Consider the following 14,866-nt stretch of genomic DNA (forward strand, 5'->3'; position numbering starts at 1 on the left):
GTCTCAAGCTGCCTGTTTTGCAGTGACGAACGCCGCAAGGCTCGCCACGTTGCTGAAGTGATTACGGGTGTCCTTGGCGTCGGCATCGATTTTGATACCGTACTTTTTCTGGATCGCCAGGCCGAGTTCCAGCGCGTCTACCGAGTCCAGGCCCAGGCCTTCGCCGAACAGCGTCTGGTTGTCGCCGATGTCGTCGACGCTGATGTCTTCGAGGCCCAGGGCTTCGATGATCAGCTCTTTGATTTCCTGCATCAGGCTAACGGTGTTCTGATCGCTCATCTTCGGCGAGCTCCTTGATAAAGTAAGAGTGCAAATAGTCGTTGAGCTTGCGCGAGGCCTGGGGTGCAGGGCCTTGCGTAGCGAAGGCCTGTGGGTCTATATCGGCCCCGACGCGAAAACTGAAGTGCACGCGGCGTTTGGGGATCCGATACCAGGGTTCGGCCTTGGTCAATGTGGTCGGGTTGACCTTGATAATCACCGGGGTGAGGATTCTCGCACCGCGCAGCGCGATTGCCGCGCCCCCCCGATGAAAGGCCGGTGGTTGGCCGGGTCGGGTCCGGGTGCCCTCGGGAAAGATGATCAGGGTCTGACCGCTTTTCAGCGCGTCGGCAGCGGCGTCGAGCATGTCCATGCTGCCATCGTTGCTGATGTATTCGGTACAGCGTAGCGGACCGCGAGTGAACGGGTTTTCCCAGAGGCTTTTCTTGACCACGCAGTTGGCGTGGCGCACCAGGCCGATCAAAAACACCACATCGATCAACGAGGGGTGGTTGGCGACGATCATTTGGCCTGGACGCCCGAGCTTTTCCGCCCCCTGTATGTCATAGGTCAGCACGCCACTGCGCGCCATGAACCGAATGAAAAACCAGAAACACCGACTGACCGTATGTCGCGCGCGCTGACGATGGACCTGAGCGTCTCCCGGCAGGCAGTTCAACAACGGGAACACCACCAGTCGCAGGCACAGGCTGCTCAACCCGAACAGGGTGAAGCTTGCGGCGGTGGCCAGCAGGCGCCAGTAGTAGGCGTCGCGGTTCTTATCGGTTACGGGTTGCGTTGCCAGGTCCATACACGATTTTTCCAGGCATGTTGGCAGGTTGTTTGCTGGCCGAGCAGCGTACGCAACAGATTCAGGGCATGGGGCCAGCGGGCTTTGGACAACGTGTGCGGGGCGCTGTTCAGCGATAGTTGCCACTGATTGCCGGGGGTGATCAACAGGCCGACCGCATAAGGGAAAGGCACATCATCGATCCAGGCGGAGTAGGCGGCGGGCGGTTGCTCTTCGGTGACGATCAGCAGTACTGCGGGCGCGCCTTCCTCAAGCAGCGCCGCGGCCTCCAGCATGCCGTGTTCAAGGCCATCGCCTGCGGCGGCGAGGGCGGTCATTTCGCTGGTTTCGCCACGCATGATCGACCACAGACCGATGACCGCGTTGTGCACCGACAGGCTGAACTGGGTGGGCGACAACGGTTGGTCGGTCGCCAGATCGCTGAGAATTTCGAAGGTGCGCGGGGTTTCGCCGTGGCGAGAAATAAAGACCAACGGTAAATCCGGATGACCATCGGCCAAGGGCCAGCCGACACTGAACGCCATCCGCGCCAGACGGCTGAGTCGCCGACGCTGCATGGCCGGCAGAAACGACACATCCGGGGCGGCATCGCTGGGCTCGAGCACGACCGGTTGTCGGCTCCAGGCCTGCCAATCATCCACGCTTTCAAGCCCAGGGGCCCAAGCGCGCCATTGGGCGATGTTGAAGTTGATCACAGACATTCATCCCGCCCCTGCGGGCTTCCTTTAACGCGGTGAGTCGCAAGAACCGCGGCTGACCTGACGTGGCGCTTAACGCCGAGTGGCGCGCATTATCCCGGTGCTGCGGACGTGTAGCAAATGCTGGTTACATTTTGCGCAACGAAATGTACCGTCTGGTTCGCGAAAGGCTGTCATTTGGCCATTATCCACAATGCGGCGGACATGTCTGTCGGCACTGTCTGCTATCAATGGACGAGTTGGCAGCTTTTCCGGCCAGAGATTTGCCTATGACTGTGTAGTCTAGATGCTGGCGAGGTAGCTAAGCAGCGATGTGGACTACTACACTCGGTGATTCTTTGATACACGGAGGTTTAGACATGCGGCGCGTGGTGTTCAATCAGAAAGGTGGCGTGGGCAAATCAAGCATTGCCTGCAATCTGGCGGCGGTCAGCGCCAGCGAAGGCTATCGCACGTTATTGGTGGATCTCGATGCCCAGGCCAACTCCACTCAATACCTGACGGGGCTCACCGGTGAGGATATCCCGATGGGTATCGCCGACTTCTTCAAGCAGACCCTGTCCTCCGGGCCGTTCTCGAAGAAAGGTCAGGTCGACATCTACGAAACTCCGTTCGACAACCTTCACGTCATCACTGCCACCGCCGAGCTGGCAGACTTGCAGCCCAAGCTTGAGGCCAAACACAAGATCAACAAGCTGCGTAAATTGCTCGAGGAGCTGGACGGTGATTACGACCGGATCTATCTCGACACCCCGCCAGCGCTGAATTTCTATGCCGTCTCGGCCTTGATCGCTGCTGATCGTGTGCTGATCCCCTTCGACTGCGACAGCTTCTCGCGCCAGGCGCTGTATGGGCTGTTGGCGGAAATCGAAGAGTTGAAGGACGACCACAATGAAGGGCTGGAAGTCGAAGGCATTGTCGTCAACCAGTTCCAGGCTCGCGCCAGCCTGCCCCAGCAAATCCTCGACGAACTGATCGCCGAAGGGCTGCCGGTGCTGCCGGTGTACCTGGCCAGTTCGGTGCGCATGCGCGAATCCCATCAGGCCAACACGCCGCTGATCCACCTCGACCCGCGGCACAAGCTGACCCAGCAATTCGTCGAACTGCACAACCTGTTGGAAAATGCCTGAAAGGCAATCAGATCCCCTGACTGCGCAACCAGCTCATCAACTGCGGTAACGGGAAGGCCCCGCTTTGGCGAGCCACTTCCCGGCCGTTCTTGAACAGAATCAGGCTCGGGATCGAGCGAATCCCCAGCTGCGCCGACAACTGTTGATTCGCCTCGCTGTCCAGCTTGGCCAGCCGACACTTGCCCGCCAATTGCCCCGCCGCCTGCTCGAACACCGGCGCAAACGACTTGCACGGCCCGCACCAATCCGCCCACACATCCACCAGCAACGGCAGGTCACCCTTGATCTGACTGGCGTAATCGCCTTGCTTCAATTCGAACGGCTTGTTCAGCAGGACATCAGCCTTGCAGCGGCCGCACTTTGGATGATCGTTGAGGCGCTCGGCGGGGATGCGGTTCAGGCCGTTGCAGTGGGGGCAGGGGATGAGGAGTGGGGCGGGCATGGGCGGCCTCCGAGCGGGTGAGCGTATGAAGCTGATTTGGAGTCGGGAGCGGGATATATCAAGTCTTTGAAGGGAGATGTTTGTGGAGTGAGTGTCGCAAATGCTCACATTTAATCGGGCATTCGGTCTGTGATCGGTAGCTACGCTGGAAGAAGGCTTCAGAATCCCGAATCGTCTATGGAGAGTTCGCTTTGCCGTTATCTGCGTGCTACTTTTGTTGCACTTATCGAGAAATCGATACCTTTCAATTTTCGGATCGGAGTTATCCCATGTCCGTGACCTCCAAAATCCGCCGACAAGGCGGCGCAGCGGTGATTACTCTTCCGCCTACCTTATTGAAGCTCCTGCACCTGGAGGTGGGGGCACAATTGGAATTGAATGTGGTGGATGGCGAGTTGATAGCTCGTCCGGTTATCCAGCCGCCTCGCAAGCGTTACAGCCTTGAAGAGTTGCTTGAGGGCTCCGAAGCAATGGCCGAATTGAACGCACAGACAGCCTTTGCGCGTGAAGGCGATCCAGTCGGCCGGGAGCTCGGTTAATGGTGCGTCGACAAGCCCCGCAGCGGGGCGATGTCTATTGGATTGATCCGAATCCGGTCGCAGGACGAGAGATGATGAATCGTCATCGCTTCGTGGTGATAACGCCAAGGGAAATCAACGCACTGGGTGTCAGCATGACTGTACCCGTGACCAGTGGCGGGAGTTTCAGTCGAAATTCAGGTCTGGCGGTTATCGTGTCCGGCCACGAAACAAACGGCGTTGCAGTGTGTAATCAGGTACGCAGTTTTGACATTGAGCAACGTGTTCGCGATGGTTCGGCCAAGTTTATCGAACGACTTGATGACGTCACGATGGCAGACATCGTCGCTCGAGTCGTCAGCGCCATAGATCCTCTGGATTAGCCGGCTTTACGACGAACAACTGATCTCCAGATGCTTGCCCCATTCCGGTGGCCGCTCGGCGTAGCTCTCCATCCCCGGCTGCTCCTCGAACGGATTGCTCAGTACCGCGTGCAGTCGACGAACTTCTGAATAGTCGCCGCTTTCCGCCGCATCGATAGCTTTTTGCGCCAGATAATTGCGCAGGATGTACAGCGGATTGACCGCATGCATCCGTTCGCGGCGCAGCGCCTGATCAGCTTCACCTTCACGGGCAACCCGGGCGATGTAGCGCTCACCCCAGGCATCGAAGCCCTTGATGTCGACGAAATCATCACGCAGGCGGGCGACGGCCAGTTCGGGTGATTCATCGCCCAGGCGGCGGAAGAACAGGCTGTAATCGACACCGCTGTTCTGCATCAGTTGCAGCAGCTGCTCCAGCAGTTTCTGGTCGTCGTCTTCAGCGGTAGTAAGGCCGAGGCGGCGGCGCATCAGGTCCAGGTAGTGAGCCTGGAACAGTGGCAGGTACAGGCCGAGGGTCTCGCGCAGGGCTTCGACGCTGATGAACGGTGTCAGGGCCTGGGCGAGGGCGCTGAGGTTCCACTGGCCAATCGGTACCTGGTTGCTGAAGGAGTAGCGGCCCTGGTCATCGGAGTGGTTGCAGATGAAGTGGGCGTCGAAGTCGTCGAGGAAGGCGAACGGGCCGAAGTCGAAGGTGATGCCGAGGATCGACATGTTGTCGGTGTTCATCACGCCGTGGCAGAACCCATAGGCCTGCCATTTGGCGATCAGTTCGGCATTACGCTCGACGATTTCGCGGAACATCGCCAGGTACGGCTCCGGCTGCTCCAGGCAGTGTGGGAAGTGCATGGCCAGCACGTGCTCGCCGAGTTCTTTCTGCTGCTCGGGGCGCTTGGTGTAGTAGAAAAATTCGAAGTGCCCGAAGCGTACATGGCTCGGCGACAGGCGCAGGACCATGGCCGCGCGTTCCTGTTTCTCGCGCCAGACCGGCGTGTCAGAGCCGATCACGCACAGTGCGCGCGTGGTGGGAATGTTCAGGGCATGCAGGGCTTCGGAGGCAAGGAACTCGCGGATCGAGGAGCGCAGCACCGCCCGTCCATCGCCCATGCGTGAGTAAGGCGTCTGACCGGCACCCTTGAGGTGCAGGTCCCAATGCTCGCCGGCTTCGTTATAGACCTCGCCCAGCAACAGGCCGCGCCCGTCGCCCAACTGCGGGTTGTAGGAGCCGAATTGATGCCCGGAATAGACCATCGCCCGCGGCTCGGCTTCAGCCCACAGCTTGTGGCCGCCGAACAGCTCGGCGAACACTGGCGTTTCGGCCTCGGCCGGGTCCAGGTCCAGCAGCGCCATGGCGGCGGGGCTGGCGACCACCAGTCGCGGAGCCGCAATGGGCTCGGGCAGGACGTGGGTTGAGAACGCATCGCCCAGGCGGGCGAAGCGATTGTCGAAGGTCAGTTCGTCGAGGGCTTTCAACGGCCATCTCCAGCAGAATGTCCGAGCATTCTGCTAGGGATAGCGCGCTTAGTCGAGTTCGACAGGCGGCGGCTCTTGCCGCGGTTTGCTGGTGGGTGCCGGAACAACGGTTTTGGCTTCCGGTTCGATCGGCACCATCTTGTACTCCTGGCCCTGAAGGTTCTTGAGATAGACCTCCATCTGCCGGAACGAGATGTTGATGTGCTGCTTCTTGAACTCGCGATTGATGAAGCGGTTGACCTCATCGAGCACCGGGTTGCGGTCACCGAGGTCACGCACATGCATGCGCAACTCGTGGTCGAGGGTGCTTTCGCCGAAGTTCAGGAAGTACACGTGGGGTTCCGGGTCCTTCAGCACACGCGGGTTATCGCGGGCGGCCTTGAGCAACAGTTCTTTCACCAGGTCCAGATCCGAGCCGTAGTCGACGCCGAGCTTGAGGGTCACCCGGGTGATGGTGTCGGTCAACGACCAGTTGATCAGTTGCCCGGTGATGAACGTCTTGTTCGGGACGATGATGTCCTTGCGATCGAAGTCGGTGATGGTCGTGGCACGGATGCGGATCTTGCTCACGGTGCCCGACAGGTTGCCGATGGTGATGGTGTCGCCGATCCGCACCGGGCGTTCGAACAGGATCATGATGCCGGAGATGAAGTTGGCGAAGATTTCCTGCATCCCGAAACCGAGACCCACCGACAGCGCCGCCACCAGCCATTGCAACTTGTCCCAGCTCACGCCGAGCGTGGACAGGGTCGAGACGAAACCGACACCGGCGATCACATAGGACAGCAACGTGGTCGTGGCGTAGGAACTGCCCTGGGCCAGGTTGAGCTTGGACAGCACAAACACTTCCAGCAGACCCGGCAAGTTGCGCGCCAGCGCGAAGGTGATGCCGATGATGATCAGTGCGCCGAGCATGTCGCCGATGCTGATCGGCACCATGCTCATGTTGGCGCCGGTGCCGCTGGTGTATTCGTAGAGGGTTATGTTGTCCAGGTACGAGAACACCGAAATCAGGTCTGACCAGACCCAGTACAGCGCCGCGATGAAACCGCCGAGCAGGGCCAGGCGGATCAGTCGCAGGGACTGCTCGTTGACCTTCTCGATGTCCAGGGTCGGCTCTTCGATCACCGCTTCGCCGTCGCCAGCCTCTTTCGCAGCCTGGCGTTTGGCCAGGGCGCGCTGATAGGCCAGGCGGCGTGCCGCAACGCTGAGGCCGCGCACGAAGGTGGCTTCGATCACCAGCCAGAACATCAAGAGGTACAGGGTGTTGATCAACCGGTCGCTGAGTTTCAGCGCGGTGTAGTAGTAGCCGAAGCACACCGCGACGAACAACGCGATCGGCAGGACGGTGAACATGACTCCCACGGCCTTGCGGAACAGCGAGGCGTTTTCGTGGGTCGGGCTGCTGACCAGCAGCCGGCTGAGCAGCCAGGCCATCAAGGCGTAGCAGGTCAGTACCACCGGCATGCCGAGCACATCATCAGCCAGCGTCGCCGGTTGCAGTTCGGCGACCGCCACCACGGTCACCAGAGCCATCACCACCAGCCCGAGCCGGCGAATCCAGCCTTGAAGGAATTCGACCTGGGGTTTTTCCCAGCGGAAATGCAGTTCGGCCACGCCGCCCGGTGCGAGGATGCGGTAGGCGGTGTAGAACACCAACCAGGCTTGGGCCATCTGCAACAGCGCCGCGCCCATATTGGCGTTCTGCCCGCGGGCGTCGATCTGCAAGGCCAGGCCGCACAACGCCAGGCCCAGTGAAACCGGCATCGCCAGCAGGATGTTGATCAGAATCGCTTGCGGGGTATGCCACTGACTGTCGCGTTTGAAATGGCCGATGTCCTGGTGAACTTTGTTCAGGCGGGCATAGAGATTTTTGCGGCGCCACAGCAGCGCGCCGATCAGCAAGGCCAGCGGCAGGAACAGCAGCGGTCGTTGCGTCAGGCCATCGGTCAATTCGCTCAGGCTCGAGGCCCATGGCAGGGTCGTGACCTGGCGTTGCAGGCGTTCCGGTACGTTATGTATCCACTCAAGATCCAGCGGCTTGTTGCTGGGAATCCAGAACATCTGCTCGTCCAGCGTAGCCCGCAGACTTTGCGCGGTGCTGAGCAGTTGTTTCTGATTGAGTTGCAGCGTGATGGATTCGTTGAGCACCGCGCTCAGTTCGCGATTCAAGCGCTCCAACAGGTCTGCGCGGGTGTTGGCCAGGTCCAGCAGGCTCTTGCGCAGTTGCGGGGTGACTTGCTCGGGTGGTTGAGTCGCCAGCAGGTTATCGACGTAGGTGATCGGGTTGCTGAGCAGTTCCCGTTGCTGGCTGACTTCGAACTGATACAGGCGAATGTCGGCAATCTGGTCGGCCAAGTCGCGGTCGAGCCTTAGACGCGGCAGGGCCTGTTTCTGTTTGTAGAGAATCTTGGAGAGCAGCAGGCTGCCCTTGAGCACGTTGATCTGTTCGTCCAGCGCCGAGTCGCTCTGGGTCACGCTGTCCAGTTGCTGCTTGGTCTGCAGGTTCTGTTGAGTGACTTCGTTGAGGCGGTCGGTGCTTTTGAGCAGGTAGTCGGAGAGCTTCAGGTTGGCCGCGCTTTCGGTGGCCAGCAGGCTACTGCCACCGGCCTTCTGCGCCTCGATGGACTGCTGGGTCACGGTCTCTTGCGACTGGGCCAGGCGTTTCTGGTTGATCAGGGTTTGCAGGTCCTGGATCTCCTGATCCAGGCGATCGGATTTTTCCGACAGCAAGTCGTGCTGGCTGTTGCCCAGGTCCTGCAACAGGCTGTTGCCGGCCAGTTCCTGGCGACGCAACGGAATCAAGGCGTTCAGTGCCGCAAGCTCGGCGTTGAGCTGATCGCGTTGCTCGGCGGTCAGGGTCTTGCCGCTGTCCTTGCCAAGTTTGAGGATGTTGTTGATCTGCTGGATGCGCGTCTGGCTGGCAGAGATCTCGGCCTGGGCGCGCTCGGGGCGGGTCTGGGCGGTAATGATCAGGCTGTTCGCTTCGGCCAGGGCTTTCTGCAGGTCGCTTTGTTGAGTGGAACGTTCGGTCAGCAGTTGCTCAAGCTGCTGAATCGTCTCTTTGGTATAGCGCTGCCCCACCGGCACCACTTTGGCGGCCTTGAGGCGGGTCAGCTCGCGCTGGTTCTCGATGTTCTGCCTTGGAGCGTTGGTCAACTGCTGCTTGAGATCGATCAGCTTCTGGTCGTAATCACGCCGGTTGTTGAGCTGGGTGAGCGTGCTCTGCAGGACCGCTTGCAGGGCTTTCTGATCGGCCTCCGGCAGTTTGCGGTCAGCGATCTTGTCCAGACTCGCTTGCACGGCTTCGCTGGACGGCGGCTCGGCGGCTTGCAGCGTGTTGATGGAAAGACTCAAGCCCAGCAGGGCCATGATGAAAAAGGTACGCAGAGTTGACATAGAGACCGATCGAAAACGAGACGAAGTAAGGAGTTTAGAGGAACAGGCCGGGGCCGGGGCGACTTCCTTCGGGGAATCTGACGCCCACTTTCCCAATCTTGTTCCCTTCCATGACCGCGACGGTCCAGAGGGTGTTGTTCCACTCCACCTGGTCACCGACGACTGGAGCGCCGCCCACTTTCTGGGCAATGAAGTGGCCCAGGGACATGTTCGGATCGATGCCCTCGACTTTCAATCCGTACAGGGCAGCAACCGCGCCCAGCTGGGCGTCTCCTTCGAGTACGAAGTCGCCGAAGAAGCGCAAATCCAGCCCCCGTTGCGGTGCCTGGCTGAAGAGTTTTCCGAGGGCCGGAAGGTTGTGTTCATGGCCGATCACGCAGAGCAAATCATCGACTTCGAGCACCGTACTACCCGACGGATGGAGCAGTTGCTGGCCACGAAACAGGGCCGCGATACGTGTGCCTTCGGGCATTTTCAGTTCGCGAAGGGGTGAACCGATGCACCATTTCTCGGCACCGAGGCGATACACGAACAGTTCCCACTCGCTGGTGACATGCACTTCCAGCGCCGATCGGGAGATCGGCAGGGGCTCCGGCGGGACGGTCACTTTCAAAAGCTTGGCGACCCACGGCAGGCTTGTGCCCTGCACCAACAGCGACACCAGCACGATAAAGAACGCCAGATTGAAATACAGTTGAGCATTGGGCAGGCCCGCCATCAGCGGGAACACCGCCAGAATGATCGGTACGGCACCGCGCAGGCCAACCCAGGAAATGAATGCCTTCTCGCGTCCATGGAACGCCTTGAACGGCAGCAGGCCAGCCAGCACCGACAGCGGGCGGGCAAACAGAATCATCCACAGCGCCAGGCCCAGCGCCGGCAAAGCGATCGGCAGCAGGTCATGGGGCGTGACCAGCAGCCCCAGCACCAGGAACATGCCGATCTGGGCCAGCCAGGCCATGCCGTCGAGCATATGCAAAATGCCGTGACGGCTGCGTACCGGGCGGTTGCCGATCACCAGGCCGCACAGGTACACCGCCAAAAAGCCGCTGCCGTGCAGAGCGTTGGTCAGGGCGAACACCACCAGGCCGCCGGCAATTACCAAAATTGGATAAAGACCAGTGGCCAGGTGGATGCGGTTGACCAGTTGCAGCATCAGCCAGCCACCGGCGAGGCCGATGACGCCGCCAATACCGAACTCACGCAGCAAGTGCCCGAGCAGGCTCCAGTGCAGGCCAGTCTGGCCGCTGGCGAGCATGTCGATCAGGGTGACGGTGAGAAACACTGCCATCGGGTCGTTGCTGCCGGATTCGATCTCCAGGCTGGCGGTCACCCGCTCGTTCAGGCCTTTGCCGCCGAGCAGCGAGAACACGGCCGCGGCATCGGTGGAACCGACGATGGCGCCGATCAGCAGGCCCTGAATCAGGTTCAGGTCGAACAACCACGCCGCCGCCATCCCGGTCAGCCCGGTGGTGATCAACACCCCGACCGTGGCCAGCGACAGCGCCGGCCATAACGCCACGCGAAAACTCGCCACCCGGGTGCGTAAGCCGCCGTCGAGCAAGATCACTGCCAGGGCGAGGTTGCCGACCAGATAAGCCGTGGGGTAGTTATCGAAAATAATGCCGGCGCCGTCGACACCGGCCGACATGCCCACCGCAAGGATGATCACCAGAATCGGGATCCCGAGGCGCGATGAAAGTGAGCTCACCAGAATGCTCGCACCTACCAGCAACGCGCCGATCAAGAACAGGCTGTTGATGGTCGTCGCATTCAAAGGCAGTACTCCGGAAGCGTAAAGGCGGGCGCAAACTGACCATGCAGTCCGCGTGCCAGCGATTCTAACCTGTTGAAATGTGATGCTGTCAAAAAGCTTTTGACGGCGATCATCCCCTGTGGCGAGGGGGCTTGCTCCCGCTGGGCCGCGTAGCGACCCCCAAACCGGCGCTGCGGTGCGCCAGGTTCAACGCGTGGGTCAATGCGACTGCTTCGCAGCCGAGCGGGAGCAAGCTCCCTCGCCACAGGGCGCAGCCGTTACAGGCTAAACCGCCCAACCATGTTGTTCAGGTCCAGCGCCAGGCGCGACAGTTCGTTGCTGGCCGCACTCGTCTGGTTGGCGCCGGTGGCCGATTGCACCGACAGGTCACGAATGTTCACCAGGTTGCGGTCCACTTCACGGGCCACCTGCGCCTGCTCTTCGGCCGCGCTGGCGATCACCAGGTTGCGCTCGTTGATTTCGACGATGGCGCTGTTGATGGTGTCCAGCGACAGGCCGGCACCGCGCGCGATGTTCAAGGTCGACTCGGCGCGCTCGGTGCTGTTACGCATCGAATCCACGGCGTGTTCGGTACCGCTCTGGATGCTGCCGATCATGCGTTCGATTTCGCTGGTCGACTGCTGGGTGCGATGGGCCAGGGCGCGCACTTCGTCGGCAACCACCGCAAAACCACGACCGGCTTCACCGGCACGGGCCGCTTCGATGGCAGCGTTCAACGCCAACAGGTTGGTCTGGTCAGCCAGGCCGCGAATCACGTCCAGCACTTTGCCGATGTCTCGCGACTCGTTGGCCAGATCGCCGATCAGAGTGGCGGTGCTCTGCACGTCGGCGCTCATGCGTTCGATGGCGCTGACGGTCTCCTGTACCAGGTCACGACCGTCGCCCGCCGAAGTGGTGGCGTTTTTCGAGGCTTCGGAAGTGCTCACGGCATTGCGCGCGACTTCTTCCACGGCGCTGGTCATTTCGTTGACGGCGGTGGCGGCCTGTTCGATTTCGTTGTTCTGCTGGGTCAGGCCACGGGCGCTTTCGTCGGTGACACTGTTCAGTTCTTCCGCAGCGGATGCCAGTTGGGTGGCCGAACCGGAAATCCGTTGCAGGGTGTCGCGCAGTTTGTCCTGCATCTTCGCCATGGCGGCCAATAGACGACCGGCTTCATCTTCGCCATCGACCGTGATCGGGCGCGTCAGGTTGCCTTCGGCGATTTCTTCGGCGGCGCTCAGGGCGTTGGCGATCGGTTTGGTGATGCTGTTGGTCAGCAGCCAGGCGAACAGCAGGGTCAGGCCGGTGGCGATGACCAGCAGGGTCACCACCAGGTTGAAGGCCGAAGAATACTGGTCGGCGGCTTGCTGGTTGGTGTCGATGGTCTGCTGGGTGTTGATCTCTAGCAAGCGATTGAGCACGGTGTTCATGGCTTCAGAGTTGTTCAGCAAATCGGTATTGACCAGTGTGCGCTGTTCGTCGATCTGATTGTTGCGCGACAGGCTCTTCATCCGGTCTTCGATCTGGCGGTACTGCCCCAGTAACTGCACATACTGATCATAGGCTGCACGTTCCTGTGGGCTGGCGATCAACTTTTCGTAGGATGCCTGAGCCGCTCGGATCTGCTGGTTTCGGGTTTCCAGCAGCTCGATGGTTTTCTGCTGGACGTCCGGCTCACGATTCACGAGCAGACGATAGGCCAGCACACGCAGGCGCAGGGTCAGCTGAGTGAATTCGTCGAGGCTTTTAATGCTCGGTACGCTGTTTGAGGTGATCTCCTCGGCGGCGCCGCGAATCTTGCTCATCTGGTTCAGGGCGAACACCCCCAGGATCAGCATCATGGCGCCAATCAGGGTGAAACCGAGGAACGCCCGCGGTGCGATATTCATATTTCTTAGGGACATGGTGTTCACCGAAAAAAGCGCCTCCGTGCGAGGCTGAGACTGTTGTATGGATGACTTATCGGTCATACGACTAAAGTCTTGAGTCGCTGCGCGTATTTGTCGCAGTAGGGCCGCGACGACGAAGTGCAGGAACCAGAACCGCCAATCACAGTCTTTAAAGTTCGCGAGGAAGGTCGACTGCCAGGAAAATCAAGGCCTTGCGCCTGCATAACCCTGGCTTCCACAGTGACTTTTCTTTATCGTACGCGCCCTTTGAAAATGCCCGGAAAATCAAAATGTTAGAAGCATCCCTAAGCCAATTGGAACAACTGGTCAGCGACCTGGTGCAACAGAACCAGGTTCTGCTCGGCACCAATCAATCCCTGAGTGCGGAGCTGGCCCAGGTCAAGGATGAAAACGAAAGCTTGCAACTGAGCCTGATGGAGCAGGAAGAGAAACAAGGCGCCACCGTTGCACGCATTCAGGCCTTGGTTGAGCGCGTCAGCGCCGGCCCTGTCAGCGCATGAGTTACGGCGCCGCAGGGGTAAAAGTCGTCTCGATTCTAGGTGAAGACTATTCAATCAAGGCGCCGGCCGGGGAAGAGCAGACCCTGCTGGACGCCGCCTTAATGTTGAAGGCCGCTCTGGCCGAGACCAAAAAGAAATACCCGGCGCTGATCGGTGACCGCTTGCTGGTGCTGGCGGCGATGAATCTGTGCTCGCAGCAGATCGAAATGCAAAAGCGTCACCAGCAGGAACTCGACCGTTACCAAGAGCAAGTCAGCGCCACGGTTGAAGTGATCGCCAAGACGATCAAACAGGCCTGAGCGGCTTTGCGCACAACCAAAGAATAAATTGTCGTTTGTGTTGTATACAATCGGCATGGCTGTTGCAGTGTTTCAGCCTCTTATTCTTTGGGGGTGCTCCATGCAGGTCTGGCGACGCAGTATTCAATGGCAGTTGATCCTGAGCATGGGCACCGCCCTGCTGGTCAGTATTCTGATCGTGGTTGGCATTTATACCCTCGTGGTCAACCGCCTCGCCCAGCGCTATCTGGTCGAGCAGGCGTTGCCGTCGAGCATCGAAGCGATGCGCAACGACATCGAGCGCATCCTCGTTCAACCCCTCACCGCCGCCAAGGACATCGCCAGTAACAGCATGGTGCGCGACTGGTTGGCCGGAGGCGAAAACACTGCCCAGACCGCGACCTTCGTCAGTTACCTGGAAGGCATCCGCGCTGAGCACAAAGCCTTTACCGCGCTGATCATCGGTGCCGCTTCAAACCATTACCTCACCGAAAAGGGCCTGGACCGCACACTCAGCCGCTCCAATCCCAATGACGCCTGGTTCTATTCGTTCCTCGACAGCAATCAACCGCGCACCCTCAATATCGACAATGACACCGCCACCGGCGAGTTGGCGCTGTTCATCGACCTCAAGGTCGAGCAGGCCGGTAAAGTCGTGGGCGTGGCCGGGCTGGGCCTGAGCATGAAAGAGCTGTCGGAGCTGATCCACAACTTCAACTTCGGTGAGCGCGGCAAGGTCTATCTCGTGCGCTCCGACGGTTTGATCCAGGTTCATCCCGAGGCGCAGTTCAGCGGCAAACGTACGCTGGTCGAACAGATCGGCGCTTCGGCGGCGCAAGCGGTGATGACCTCCACCGCGTCTGGCAGCAGCAGTTTTGCGCGCGATGACGAAGAGTTTCTGGCCTTGAGCCTGCCGCTGCGTGATCTGGGCTGGACCCTGGTGGCCGAAGTGCCGCAGTCGCAGATCTACGCTGAAGCTCGCCGGGCGATGTGGATGAGCGGCGGCATTGGTCTGGCGGTGGCGTTGGTTTGTCTTTTATTGGTGGTGTTGCTGGCTCGTGGATTGGTGCGACCGATTCGTCAGGTAACAGCGGCGTTGGTTGCCATCGGTAGCGGTGGTGGAGATTTGACCCACAGGTTAGATTCCAGCCGCGCCGATGAGTTGGGTGACCTGGCTCGCGGCTTTAATCGGTTCCTGGAAAGTCAGCGCGAGATGATCGGCGAAGTGCTGGCCACCAGTGAGCGTTTACGCACGGCGGTCGGCCAGGTGGCGCGGGTGGTGGACAACACTGCTGAGCGTTCTGGACGTCAGC

General features: G+C 60.1%; 13 protein-coding genes and 2 pseudogenes. 6 read left to right on the forward strand and 9 right to left on the reverse strand.

Annotated features, from left to right (window positions below; genetic code table 11):
• Positions 1-3 precede the first annotated feature (3 nt).
• The 3 genes from AF70_RS11235 to AF70_RS11245 are packed head-to-tail and all read right to left on the reverse strand — an operon-like array spanning position 4 to position 1,770.
• Positions 4-279, reverse strand: a complete 276-nt coding sequence (locus AF70_RS11235; RefSeq protein ID WP_018928588.1) for a phosphopantetheine-binding protein — start codon at positions 277-279, stop codon at positions 4-6.
• Positions 257-1,069: a 1-acyl-sn-glycerol-3-phosphate acyltransferase gene (locus tag AF70_RS11240; protein ID WP_018928587.1), complete on the reverse strand. Its 813-nt coding sequence runs from the start codon at positions 1,067-1,069 to the stop codon at positions 257-259. Before AF70_RS11240 ends, AF70_RS11235 begins: the two co-directional genes overlap by 23 nt.
• On the reverse strand, positions 1,045-1,770 hold the full coding sequence (locus tag AF70_RS11245; protein ID WP_019581883.1) for a beta-ketoacyl synthase chain length factor: 726 nt from the start codon (positions 1,768-1,770) through the stop codon (positions 1,045-1,047). Before AF70_RS11245 ends, AF70_RS11240 begins: the two co-directional genes overlap by 25 nt.
• A gap of 356 nt (positions 1,771-2,126) precedes the next feature.
• On the opposite strand from AF70_RS11245, the gene AF70_RS11250 reads away from it, so the two are divergent.
• Positions 2,127-2,897, forward strand: a complete 771-nt coding sequence (locus tag AF70_RS11250) for a ParA family protein (RefSeq protein WP_018928585.1) — start codon at positions 2,127-2,129, stop codon at positions 2,895-2,897.
• Positions 2,898-2,904: 7 nt separating this feature from the next.
• Here AF70_RS11250 and trxC read toward each other — a convergent pair whose 3' ends face one another.
• Positions 2,905-3,339, reverse strand: a complete 435-nt coding sequence (trxC, locus tag AF70_RS11255; RefSeq protein WP_019581885.1) for a thioredoxin TrxC — start codon at positions 3,337-3,339, stop codon at positions 2,905-2,907.
• Between the two features lie 269 nt (positions 3,340-3,608).
• Between trxC and AF70_RS11260 the strand changes: the two genes are divergently transcribed.
• Together AF70_RS11260 and AF70_RS11265 are read left to right on the forward strand one after the other, a co-directional pair.
• Positions 3,609-3,878 carry a PbsX family transcriptional regulator gene (locus tag AF70_RS11260; RefSeq protein WP_019581886.1) on the forward strand — a complete coding sequence of 90 codons (270 nt, stop codon included), beginning with the start codon at positions 3,609-3,611 and terminating at the stop codon, positions 3,876-3,878.
• Entirely contained in the window at positions 3,878-4,240 is a 363-nt protein-coding gene (locus tag AF70_RS11265) for a type II toxin-antitoxin system PemK/MazF family toxin (protein WP_019581887.1), read from the forward strand. The genes AF70_RS11260 and AF70_RS11265 overlap by 1 nt, the downstream gene beginning before the upstream one ends.
• 6 nt (positions 4,241-4,246) lie before the next feature.
• Here AF70_RS11265 and selO read toward each other — a convergent pair whose 3' ends face one another.
• The 5 genes and pseudogenes from selO to AF70_RS30055 all read right to left on the reverse strand — a co-directional run.
• Positions 4,247-5,710, reverse strand: a complete 1,464-nt coding sequence (selO, locus tag AF70_RS11270; protein WP_028939627.1) for a protein adenylyltransferase SelO — start codon at positions 5,708-5,710, stop codon at positions 4,247-4,249.
• 48 nt (positions 5,711-5,758) lie between these two features.
• A complete protein-coding gene (gene mscK, locus AF70_RS11275; protein ID WP_028939628.1) occupies positions 5,759-9,109 on the reverse strand; it encodes a mechanosensitive channel MscK in 3,351 nt (1,116 codons plus the stop codon).
• A 34-nt stretch (positions 9,110-9,143) separates the two neighbouring features.
• Positions 9,144-10,886, reverse strand: coding sequence for a potassium/proton antiporter (locus tag AF70_RS11280; protein WP_019581890.1), 1,743 nt, complete (start codon positions 10,884-10,886; stop codon positions 9,144-9,146).
• A 257-nt stretch (positions 10,887-11,143) separates the two neighbouring features.
• A complete protein-coding gene (locus AF70_RS30050) occupies positions 11,144-12,016 on the reverse strand; it encodes a methyl-accepting chemotaxis protein (protein ID WP_371916747.1) in 873 nt (290 codons plus the stop codon).
• Positions 11,999-12,835: pseudogene (locus AF70_RS30055) on the reverse strand (MCP four helix bundle domain-containing protein); the annotation flags it as partial. The pseudogene AF70_RS30055 and the gene AF70_RS30050, both read right to left, overlap by 18 nt.
• Positions 12,836-13,044: 209 nt before the next feature.
• Between AF70_RS30055 and AF70_RS11290 the strand changes: the two are divergent.
• From AF70_RS11290 to AF70_RS30060, 3 genes and pseudogenes are all read left to right on the forward strand, one after another.
• Positions 13,045-13,275, forward strand: coding sequence for a hypothetical protein (locus AF70_RS11290; RefSeq protein WP_019581892.1), 231 nt, complete (start codon positions 13,045-13,047; stop codon positions 13,273-13,275).
• Positions 13,272-13,574 carry a cell division protein ZapA gene (locus tag AF70_RS11295; RefSeq protein ID WP_019581893.1) on the forward strand — a complete coding sequence of 101 codons (303 nt, stop codon included), beginning with the start codon at positions 13,272-13,274 and terminating at the stop codon, positions 13,572-13,574. Before AF70_RS11290 ends, AF70_RS11295 begins: the two co-directional genes overlap by 4 nt.
• A gap of 145 nt (positions 13,575-13,719) precedes the next feature.
• Positions 13,720-14,748 (forward strand): annotated as a pseudogene (locus AF70_RS30060) (cache domain-containing protein); the annotation flags it as partial.
• Between the last annotated feature and the right edge of the window lie 118 nt (positions 14,749-14,866).

The organism is Pseudomonas sp. KD5 (assembly GCF_012932895.1).
GTDB lineage: Bacteria > Pseudomonadota > Gammaproteobacteria > Pseudomonadales > Pseudomonadaceae > Aquipseudomonas.

Coding starts and splice junctions, on each gene's coding strand:
- AF70_RS11235 (WP_018928588.1), bottom strand. CDS start 279: ATGAGCGATCAGAACACCGTTAGCCTGATGCAGGAAATCAAAGAGCTG.
- AF70_RS11240 (WP_018928587.1), bottom strand. CDS start 1,069: ATGGACCTGGCAACGCAACCCGTAACCGATAAGAACCGCGACGCCTAC.
- AF70_RS11245 (WP_019581883.1), bottom strand. CDS start 1,770: ATGTCTGTGATCAACTTCAACATCGCCCAATGGCGCGCTTGGGCCCCT.
- AF70_RS11250 (WP_018928585.1), top strand. CDS start 2,127: ATGCGGCGCGTGGTGTTCAATCAGAAAGGTGGCGTGGGCAAATCAAGC.
- trxC (WP_019581885.1), bottom strand. CDS start 3,339: ATGCCCGCCCCACTCCTCATCCCCTGCCCCCACTGCAACGGCCTGAAC.
- AF70_RS11260 (WP_019581886.1), top strand. CDS start 3,609: ATGTCCGTGACCTCCAAAATCCGCCGACAAGGCGGCGCAGCGGTGATT.
- AF70_RS11265 (WP_019581887.1), top strand. CDS start 3,878: ATGGTGCGTCGACAAGCCCCGCAGCGGGGCGATGTCTATTGGATTGAT.
- mscK (WP_028939628.1), bottom strand. CDS start 9,109: ATGTCAACTCTGCGTACCTTTTTCATCATGGCCCTGCTGGGCTTGAGT.
- AF70_RS30050 (WP_371916747.1), bottom strand. CDS start 12,016: ATGGCGAAGATGCAGGACAAACTGCGCGACACCCTGCAACGGATTTCC.
- AF70_RS11290 (WP_019581892.1), top strand. CDS start 13,045: ATGTTAGAAGCATCCCTAAGCCAATTGGAACAACTGGTCAGCGACCTG.
- AF70_RS11295 (WP_019581893.1), top strand. CDS start 13,272: ATGAGTTACGGCGCCGCAGGGGTAAAAGTCGTCTCGATTCTAGGTGAA.